The organism is Nostoc sp. UHCC 0251, from assembly GCF_034932245.1.
Lineage (GTDB): Bacteria > Cyanobacteriota > Cyanobacteriia > Cyanobacteriales > Nostocaceae > Nostoc.
The window spans coordinates 1-2,343 of record NZ_JAYGHD010000309.1 but is presented as its reverse complement, the minus strand read 5'-3'; the positions used below and the strand labels follow the sequence as shown (position 1 = coordinate 2,343).

At 46.5% G+C, this 2,343-nt stretch carries 2 protein-coding genes; one reads left to right on the top strand and one right to left on the bottom strand.

Annotation, left to right across the window (positions count from 1 at the left end; translation table 11 throughout):
* Window positions 1–281 (top strand): hypothetical protein (locus VB740_RS24175; RefSeq protein WP_323202418.1); only part of this gene is annotated, 281 nt, incomplete at its 5' end.
* Here VB740_RS24175 and VB740_RS24170 read toward each other — a convergent pair.
* Window positions 273–2,231: an FHA domain-containing protein gene (locus VB740_RS24170; protein ID WP_323202417.1), complete on the bottom strand. Its 1,959-nt coding sequence runs from the start codon at window positions 2,229–2,231 to the stop codon at window positions 273–275. The genes VB740_RS24175 and VB740_RS24170 overlap by 9 nt on opposite strands.
* Window positions 2,232–2,343: the final 112 nt, after the last annotated feature.

The following is a 2,343-nucleotide window of genomic DNA, read 5'->3' as shown; positions in this document are numbered from 1 at the left end:
AGCCTTTGAGCCTCGATGTTGAGCCTTTGAACCTGAACGTTGAGCCTTTGAGCCTCGATGTTGAGCCTTTGAACCTGAACGTTGAGCCTTTGAGCCTGAACGTTGAGCCTTTGAGCCTCGACGTTGAGCCTTTGAGCCTCGACGTTGAGCCTCTGAACCTGAACGTTGAGCCTCTGAGCCTGAACGTCGAGCCTTTGAACCTCAAATTTGGGATTTGGGACTCAAAACAGTCAGGTAAATACTTTATTTTTTATGCCTTCTGCCTCCTGATACTAAGGTGACTGATTTAACACCCACTTCAACCACTGCCCAGAGGAACTTATAGCATTCAACCTTTGAACTCCAGGCGCACGGACGGCGGCGAGTCCATCAACAGCGACTAATGCGGCGTACTGCAAACCCAAAAAACTATCAACGGCGGCATAAGGGCCACCTAAAGTAATAGCCCCAGCAGCATACATTTGACCTTTTCCACTACGCATTTCTACTAATTCAAAATTGTTCGCTACAGTCAGTCGCCCCAAGTGATTGACTGGGAGGTTGTAATGTTTCACTAAATCTGCTATTAGAGGATTGGCATCTACCTTGGCATCCAGTCCAGTAGCATCAACAATAAAATCAGCTAGCAATTTCATTTCCCCAAAGCTTTGCTCTCGGATATGGGTAATAGTTCGGTTTTGGGCATCTCGTTCTACATCCAAAACCTCACCGAAGGTAATTTGATACCAGCCTTCGCTGATCCCTTGGGCGGTAATTTGCTGCCAGTCTTGGCGGTCGGCGGTGGTTGTTCCGCCCCAGTCTGCTAGTAAACGCTTGCGTTCATCAGGACTAGCTTTTTCTAACATTGCCCGGAGTTCGCCGCCCCAACAGGCTTTAGGCCAGTTAAAGGGTTGAAATTCGTAATGATTTTTGACTAGGCGTTGGGTATTTTGAAATTTGTTGCCTTGAGGTTTAGGCGATCGCATTAAATGCAAAACTGCAATATTCTGATTTCGTTTTCTGGCTTCATAAATGCGTTGCACAATCCGCGAAGCCACAATTCCCCGCCCCCGAATCAACACCGTACCACCTTGTCTCTCTAGTTGCTCATAAACATGATCGTGGGCTTCATAAGCATTGACTACAGTTTTAAAATCTTGATATTTTTCTCTATAAGCTTGCAAATCTGGAAGAAACTGAATTGCTGGATATCCAGTAGCTAAATGTAAATAACGACTAACTAAAAAAGCATAATCTCCTGGGGCGCGAGAATAGGCTATGCAATACCTGCCATCATCAGTTTTGCGAATTCCCCTAACTCGCCCATAGCGATAAATTTGATTCCAGCCAATGCGCTTCGCCTCCCGGTCTATGGAATCAAAGACGTTACCCGCACGGGGAGTATAAGTTTCCGCAAATGTTGGTTCAGCAAACACTTGCCACAAATACTTAAATGCTGAGTTTATCTGTCCCTTGCTGCAATCGTGCCAAGCCTCACGCAAGGCATAACTAGGCCAGCCCCAAATGTTATCAGGACAAGAGTCAGAATTAGAACGCAGTCTTTCATATAAGGGAATTTGTGAATTCAAACAAAGGCGCTTGTAACGAGCATAAGGTTCTCCCTCCAATCCCAAAGCCACAATTTTGTCAGCACGCACACCACTAATTCGCAGCAAATCAGCCCAAACGAAGCTACCCAATCCCGCCCCGATCGCTAGATAATCAGATTCATCTACTGGTAGTCCGGTAGCATGAAGTGCTTGCACAGCGACATTTTCGGACTGAAACGCTAGTGGCGGGAAATTACTCGCCAAGGGCATTATCGGCTGGGCTACAGGCAAGCTGGGGTCTGGAAGATTGGTATTTGCGTTGAAATGAATCGTTGAAGGAGGGCTGGTATCTGGTGCGGGTACGTTAGCAGCAAATGTCACTGTGATCAAATAAGGGCCAATTTGCAACGTATCGCCATTAGCCAGAACACTGCGCGTTTGTGGTTGACCGTTAACATATACACCGTTAACGCTACCTTGGTCAATTACCACGAGATGGTCTTGTTCCCAGTCAATTAGGGCATGGTAGCGAGAAACTTCGTTACTGTTAAGCAGCATCCGAGAAACGCGCACTCCCCTGAGTTCAGCAGGTAAGCGAGCGAATTCTCGACCAAAAGCGATCGGCATACTCAACAGTGGTTCTCGCCGTTCTCCTGTCGCTGGTTCTTCCCAACTTAATTGGATTTGTAAGTCATTTGTCATTTGTCATTGTGCATGGGGCATTGGGCATTGGGCAATACGATTTAGTTAAGGACTAAGTGTACAAAATTGTGGGTTTTCGAGACGCGATAAATCGCCGTCTCTACAAGTGTTT